Source organism: Lacisediminimonas sp., from assembly GCF_030645335.1.
In the GTDB taxonomy this organism is placed as follows: Bacteria; Pseudomonadota; Gammaproteobacteria; order Burkholderiales; family Burkholderiaceae_D; genus Lacisediminimonas.
Window position 1 is genome coordinate 1 of sequence record NZ_JAUSNH010000236.1, and the last position, 6536, is coordinate 6536.

Below are 6536 nucleotides of genomic sequence, written 5' to 3' on the forward strand. Positions count from 1 at the left end.
TCCTTTAGCGCTGTCAGCATGGCGGTACGATTATCGGCGTGCAGCGCCAAGTCGTATTCGAGCGTTTTCACGCCATGGAAAACCTTGACGAATGTATCTTCCAGTTTCTTCATCTTCGCTGTGTTGTCCGAGACTTTGATCGGATCATCGGCTTTGGGATAAAGCGCCTTCGCTTCGGTGCCATCCGTCGGCTCGTCCGCCGGGTCGGCGTCGGTGATGAGTGCAACTGGGATCTTGAGCGCCTTCTCGCCGAACAGGGGTAAGAACGAGTCAAAATTCAGGCCCTCCACGCTGATGAGACTGACGCCATGTTCGCGTAAGTTGAACCCGGCCTTAGTGGCGAGCACACTGACCAGCATCAGTTCTGCAGCGCCTTCGACGAAAATTACTCTACGTGCGAAAAACAACTCCGCACGAGTTACGTCGAGGTAGCGCTTCAACTTCTCGCGCTTGCCCTTCTCGAAAGTTATCGTCCGTGGAAAGAAGGTCTCGACGCTCGTGCCGGTATCCACCAAACAGGCAAGACAGTCGAGATCGGCAATGCTCGCAAAATTGGGTGAGTGGCTGGTAACGAAGAGCTGCACCGGTTTGTCACCGATGGCTGCTTGGATGCTTTCCAGGTAGCGAAGCAGGATCGCCTGCAACTGCGGATGCAGGTGTGCTTCGGGCTCTTCGACGATTAGTCCGCGATAGGTGGCTTCCGGATTCTTGGATAACTCGCTGAGTACCACGGCCATGAAAATTAGGTTGTTGAATCCCAGCCCGTTCTGCTCGATCTCGAAGTTATCGACTAGCAGGGACAGGCGGGACGACAGGCGTTGAAAATCGCTGGCACTCAACCCGATTTCCAATGCCTGTGCTAACGGCGCGCCCAACATTGCACCATGCCGAGTCGATATCGCGGACTGGGTGTTGATGATAGGCTGGTGCTTCTTGAGTTCTTCATCGAGCTTCTTGAGCGCTGCGTTGATCCCATCCCGTCCGGGTTCATCCGCCAGCAGTTGCAACAGCCGGGCGAGTTGACTGGTGCGACTGGGTTTCAAACTTTGAGAAGCGTCGCGGAGCGGTTGCAGGTAGACGCCGCGCAGGTTTTCCATCATATCCGACGTGAGTCCGACATCCTCATGGTCGCCACACCAGCGTTTGACGCGGAGCCGCCCACTTTTGTCCGCCTCGGCATAGCGCACCGAAATATGGGCCTCAAGGTCGCCGCCGACTCCAGGCCTCAGCGCAGCAAGGAAATCGGCTTCGTCGTCTGCATCGAGACCGCGGAAAACATACTGGAACGTGATGTCCCCTGCGGGAGCAGCGCCTTTGGGATGGTGAACATCCTCGATGTTCAGTCGCGGATAGGGCTCGTCGTGACCCGCGAGCAACGCCCGTAGCGCATCGACCACTGCAGTCTTGCCCACGTTATTGGCTCCAATCAGCACGTTCAAGCCCGGCTGGAAACGTAGATTCGCCTTGTTCAGTTTCCGAAAATTCGAGATGTTCAATTGAGCCAAGTACATGGGCGGAGTCTCCTTTTTTTTGTTTGTCCATTATGAGCAGCGCTGCTTCGGGCGCATGGGCCGGGCGCGATCTAACGCTTTAACGCGGCGGTAATTGGCTTCTGCATGGCTAGGGTGTCTTGCGGTGCGCTGGCGGAGTTGAGCAGTTGACTTCAAAGGGGAGTGCCTTGTCGATGGCCACTCTGGTAAGCAGAATCCGGATGGCATCCGAGACGGATAAGCCCATCTGACCTGCTCCCCAAATTAGTCCGAAGTCGATTTAGAGTCAACATGAACATGCAGCCGACGTCGACCTCGAAGCCGCCAAATAAACCATTATCTGCCCGGTGAGCTTGAAGGCTGGACTTGATCGCTATGCGGCGCTGCAGGCCTAGGCTTACGGCGAAACAGTAGATGCGATGACGTTGATTCCGCATATGCTGAATGCGTTCATAGCGGGATCGGGGATTCAAGAAAGGGGCATCGCCGAAAACTGCATCACATCGGCAATTGGGGCGGGATGAGTCCACTCCGTTCACCTAAACGGGCACGTCACTAATTTGCGCGTTTGCTTTTGGCGGACGGCATCCGCAGGGTGCTGCCGTATCATGAGCATGAGACTCATAGGTTCACCTGCGTTTGGCACGCTGGGACACGCCATGGCCTTCAACGGGCTTGCTCCTACGTGGCTCCTAGCCCACTGAATCAGTATTTTTGGAAGAGGAGGAAAAAGGAGTAAGCCCGCGTCATATATAGCTTTAAAGCATCTTGCCTGCCTCACGACAAGACTTGACGGCTGAGATTTTTACAAGCGCCAGCCCATTGACTCGGCCCAGGTCAGGATCGATTCTTCGGTGTCGCGGCCTTCGCGCACCAGCCATTCATAAAATCCGCGCACGACCGGATAGTTGGCTGAGCTGGTGGAAAAGTTGGCGTAATAGCTGCGCTTGCTGGCGCCGAGCAGGCCGAACGGCGCGCACAGCCGGCCAGCCAGGATGTCGTCAATTGCCAGGAACAGCGGCACCAGCACCACGCCCAGGCCTTCCTGGGCGGCTTGCAGTGCGAAAAACATTTGCTCGAATTTCAGCGCGCTGGCCGGACGCAAGTCTTCCTGGCCGACTTCGCCCATCCATTCGCGCCAGGAGAAGGGCTCGGTCGCATAGCTGATCAGTGTCTGCCGCTCCAGGTCGGCCGGCTGCAACATGCGTGCCCCGCCCATCAGGTCCTGGTGGCAGACCGGCGCAATGATCTCGGTCATGAATGGCAGCGAACTGCAGCCTTCTAGCGGCGTGTTGGCGCCACGGATCGCCACGTCGTAGCCATGCTCCTGGAAATTGACCGGCGCCAGCGATGTCGTCAGGCGCACTTCCACATCCGGATGGCGGCGCTGGAAGCTGGCCATGCGCGCAATCAGCCAGCGCATCGTGAAGGTGGGCGGGGCATTGATATGGAAGGCAGTCGGCCCGGCCTGCTCCTTGACGTACATGGACGCCACGGCTAGCCGGTCGAGCACGGCGCTGACTTCGCCGAGGTAGGTGCGGCCGGCGTCGGTCAGCGACAACTGGGAGGCGGAGCGGCGGAACAATTCCTTGCCCAGCCATTCTTCCAGCAATGCCACCTGGCGGCTGACTGCGCCGTGGGTGACGTTCAATTCTTCAGCAGCCCGCGTGAAACTCACATGGCGGGCGGCGACTTCGAAAGCGCGAACGGCGTTCAGCGGGGGTAATTTGCGGATCATCTTGGCTTCGGGATGCCGTCGTGCAGCCCGGTCGGGTCGCACGGTCTTCATCGCAGGCCACCGGCATGGGCAACAGCGGGCAAGCGCAGCGCGCCATTATGCCACCGGCATCGCGGCAGGCGCCAAACGGGCGTGGCCCATGTGGGTCGTATGGCCTGGTGCGATGCCGGTGTTGGTCGTTCCGCTGGCACTGGACGAATCCGCCGCGTGCAGATGCTAAGGCTGCGCAGACGGCGCAAACGGTGCAAAGTGACGCAGCAATGCCGCGTCGAATGCGTCCGGCTGGTCGATATTGGGCAAGTGGCCGGCATCCGGTATGACTTCCAGCCTCGCGCCCGCTATCCGGGTCTGCAAGTCGGCCATCGCGTCCGGTAGCGGCACATCTTTGGCGCCGACGATCATCGTCAAGGGCACGCTGATGCGCTGCACGTCTTTCAGGTAGTCCAGTCCCTGGATGGCCTGGGCGCAGCCAACCAGGCCATTGCTGCTGGTGGCGCTGATGGTGTCATTGAAGCGCTTGGCAATGACCGGATTGCGGGCCAGGAAATCGGCGCCGAACCAGCGTTCCGCCGTGGCTGCGGCGAGCGCCTGGCAACCTTGCGACTGCGCAGCCGCGATGCGGTCGTTCCAGACTGCGGCAAACGGCGCCGGCGCATCGGCGCGGGCGTCGCACAGCACCATGCTGAGCAAGCGCGAGGCGTGATGGATGCCAAGGCCAAAGCCCGACATGCCGCCCAGCGACAGGCCGATGTAATGTGCGCGCCCGATCTGCAGCGCATCCATCACGGCGACCGTATCGGCGGCCAGGTCGTCCATCGAATAGGGCGGGGCAGGCGCATCCGAGCCGCCGTGGCCGCGGGTATCCATGGCGATGGCGCGAAAGCCATGCTGCGCCAGCAGCGCACCCTGGCGTTCCCACATCATGGACGAAGCCAGGATCGAGTGCGCCAGCAGCACCGTCGGCGCCGCCGACGAGCCCCAGGTGTGCAAAGCAATGTTGCCGGCCGGGCCGCGCACCGTGCTGGTGGTGGCAGCAGTCATCATTTTGGCGAGAAAGCGGTCGGCTGCAGGTCGACTGACGTCTGCGATGCCAGCAGCGGGCCGGCGACTTCGCTGGCGGCCTTGGCGGCCTTCCATTCGGCATCGGCGCCGAAGGCTTTCCAGGCGGCGTCACGTTGCTCGGCATTGTCGAAGCAGGTCATGTAGTACAGCGCTTCCGGCTCGGCCGGATTTTCGAACACGTGCGCGACCTTGACACCGACGCGGGCAAAAATCGGCAGCGTGACTTTCTCGAAGCGGTCTTTCAGCGCTTGTGATTTGCCGGCGTTCGGTACGTATTTTTTCAGTTCATAGATCATGTTGTTCTCCTTGGGGATGGGTTGTTGGGAACCGGCCTTGCGGACCGGCCCCGATTTTTTATGGCGCCAACCGGGCAACCCGCAGGCTCCAGGCCGGCGCCCCTTCTCGCTGTCAGCCTTTGGCGGCCTGGTGGTCGGCGCGCAGGCGGAAAATTTTCTGCGCGGTGCTGCTCAGCATCTGGCGCCGTTGCACGTCGCCCAGGTAAGAGCCGTCCTCGATGATGCGGCGCGGTTCCGGATCGCCGATCGGGAATGGCATGTCGGAGCCGAGCATGATCTTGTCGTCGCCGGCCTTCTTGTGCAGCCACTGCAGGACATCATGGTCGAACACCACGCTGTCGAAATACAGCGCTTCGAAGCCCTTGCGCGGATCGGCATATTTGCCATGCGAGATGGTGTGGCTGCGCTGCAAGCGGCCCATCACGAACGGCAGCATTGCGCCGCCGTGCGCCAGCACCAGCTTGACCTTCGTGTACTTCAGCAAGTGGCCGGAATACAGCAGCCGCGACACCGCAATCGAGGTATCGGCGACGCGGCCCAGCGCATTGACCAGGTCATAGTCGGCCAGGCGCGGCTCGCCGCAGACGAACATCGGATGCAGGAATACCGCTGCGCCGAGGTCGTCGGCTTTCTGCCAGAACGGGTCGAGGTCGGGCGAATCCAGCACGCCCGACAGGCCGTGCGGCAGCGTGCCGATCATGATGCCGCCAAAGCCCTGGTCCCAGGCTTCGCCCAGCACTTCGGCTGCCAGCTTGCCGTCTTGCAGCGGCACCGTCGCCAATGGCGTAAAGCGCGGCTCTTTTGCCAGGCCCTGCATCATGTGGCGGTTCAGGTAACGGCTCCAGGCTGCGCCTTCGGCGGCCGGGATTTCATAGGCAAAACTGTCCAGCCAGCCACCCAGCAACTGGTGGTCGATGTTGTTCTTGTCCATCCAGCCGCGGCGGTCATCGAGGTCCGACAGCTTGGGCGAGATAGGGCGGGTCTGTTCGCCGCCGGCAAAGGCCATGCGGATGCCGGCTTCGCTCTTTGTGACGCTGATGGACGGGAACAAATGCTGGTTGGCCTCGAACTCGTCGAGCGCAGCGCGCGGAATGTAATGGGCGTGTACGTCGATGATCAGGTCAGCCATGTTGTTTCTCTCCTTGTGCATTTTGTTGTGGTGCTTGTTGCAGTGCGCGCCAGATCGCTTGCGGCGTCATCGGCAGCGCGTCGAGCGAGACATTGAGCGGCGCCAGCGCATCGTTGACCGCGCTGGCAATTGCCGCCGGCCCGCCCAGGTAGCCGGCTTCGCCCGAGCCCTTCTGGCCGAATTCCGTCAGTGGCGACGGTGTGCAGTGGTCGACGATGGTAATCGACGGCACTTCCTCCGCGCTGGGCAACAGGTAGTCCATGAAGGTGCCCGACAGTAGCTGGCCTTCTTCCGAGAAGGCAAACTTTTCCATCAGCGCCGCGCCCAGCCCGTGTGCGATGCCGCCGTAGGTCATGCCGTGCACCACATCCGGGCTGATCATCACGCCGCAGTCATGGCCGCAGACATAGCGGTGGATTTTCAGCTTGCCGGTTTCCGGATCGATGCTGGTCAGGATGATGTGCGATTCGAAGGAATGGCAAGGGTACATCTGCACGCGCCCGTCTTCCGTCGGCAACTGGCCGCCGGTAGGCACTTCCCAGACGAATTTTTCCTGCAGCCCGGGCTCCATGCCTTCCGGCATCTTGTGGTAATACCGGTGCGCAGTTTCCACCAGTGCGTCCCAGCTCAGGCGGCGCGACGGATCGGACTTGACCACGACGTCGCCATCCATGTATTCCAGGTGCTCGTCGGCCACGCCCAGGTTGTGGGACGCGATCCTGATCAGCTTGGTGCGCAGGATCTTGGCCGCGCCTGCTGCCGCGCCGCCCAGCATGATCGCCATGCGGCTGCCGACCGGACTGTTGGAGGGCAGGGCATTG

6 protein-coding genes and 2 pseudogenes are annotated in these 6536 nt (G+C 61.1%); 1 reads left to right on the plus strand and 7 read right to left on the minus strand.

What is annotated here, in order from left to right; all coding sequences use genetic code 11:
• Together Q7T64_RS16095 and Q7T64_RS16100 are read right to left on the minus strand one after the other, a co-directional pair.
• Window positions 1-1511, minus strand: a 1511-nt coding sequence (locus Q7T64_RS16095; RefSeq protein WP_304797797.1) for an ATP-dependent endonuclease, incomplete at its 3' end; no start/stop codon positions are given.
• 109 nt (window positions 1512-1620) lie between these two features.
• Window positions 1621-1737: pseudogene (locus tag Q7T64_RS16100) on the minus strand (type II toxin-antitoxin system RelB/DinJ family antitoxin); the annotation flags it as partial.
• A gap of 88 nt (window positions 1738-1825) precedes the next feature.
• On the opposite strand from Q7T64_RS16100, the pseudogene Q7T64_RS16105 reads away from it, so the two are divergent.
• Window positions 1826-2033: pseudogene (locus Q7T64_RS16105) on the plus strand (DUF2274 domain-containing protein).
• A 262-nt stretch (window positions 2034-2295) separates the two neighbouring features.
• On the opposite strand, the gene gcvA reads toward Q7T64_RS16105, so the two are convergent.
• The 5 genes from gcvA to Q7T64_RS16130 all read right to left on the minus strand — a co-directional run.
• A complete protein-coding gene (gene gcvA / locus Q7T64_RS16110; protein ID WP_304797799.1) occupies window positions 2296-3279 on the minus strand; it encodes a transcriptional regulator GcvA in 984 nt (327 codons plus the stop codon).
• A gap of 165 nt (window positions 3280-3444) precedes the next feature.
• Window positions 3445-4272 carry an alpha/beta fold hydrolase gene (locus Q7T64_RS16115; protein WP_304797802.1) on the minus strand — a complete coding sequence of 276 codons (828 nt, stop codon included), beginning with the start codon at window positions 4270-4272 and terminating at the stop codon, window positions 3445-3447.
• Window positions 4269-4586 carry an NIPSNAP family protein gene (locus Q7T64_RS16120; protein ID WP_304797804.1) on the minus strand — a complete coding sequence of 106 codons (318 nt, stop codon included), beginning with the start codon at window positions 4584-4586 and terminating at the stop codon, window positions 4269-4271. Before Q7T64_RS16120 ends, Q7T64_RS16115 begins: the two co-directional genes overlap by 4 nt.
• 112 nt (window positions 4587-4698) lie before the next feature.
• Window positions 4699-5715, minus strand: a complete 1017-nt coding sequence (locus Q7T64_RS16125) for an amidohydrolase family protein (RefSeq protein WP_304797807.1) — start codon at window positions 5713-5715, stop codon at window positions 4699-4701.
• Window positions 5708-6536: xanthine dehydrogenase family protein molybdopterin-binding subunit (locus Q7T64_RS16130; RefSeq protein WP_304797808.1), on the minus strand; the 829-nt coding region annotated here is incomplete at its 5' end. The genes Q7T64_RS16130 and Q7T64_RS16125, both read right to left, overlap by 8 nt.

What these genes read in the sequence shown, in the direction of transcription:
- Q7T64_RS16120 (WP_304797804.1), bottom strand. Translation starts at nt 4,586, where the DNA reads ATGATCTATGAACTGAAAAAATACGTACCGAACGCCGGCAAATCACAA.
- Q7T64_RS16125 (WP_304797807.1), bottom strand. Translation starts at nt 5,715, where the DNA reads ATGGCTGACCTGATCATCGACGTACACGCCCATTACATTCCGCGCGCT.
- Q7T64_RS16115 (WP_304797802.1), bottom strand. Translation starts at nt 4,272, where the DNA reads ATGATGACTGCTGCCACCACCAGCACGGTGCGCGGCCCGGCCGGCAAC.
- gcvA (WP_304797799.1), bottom strand. Translation starts at nt 3,279, where the DNA reads ATGAAGACCGTGCGACCCGACCGGGCTGCACGACGGCATCCCGAAGCC.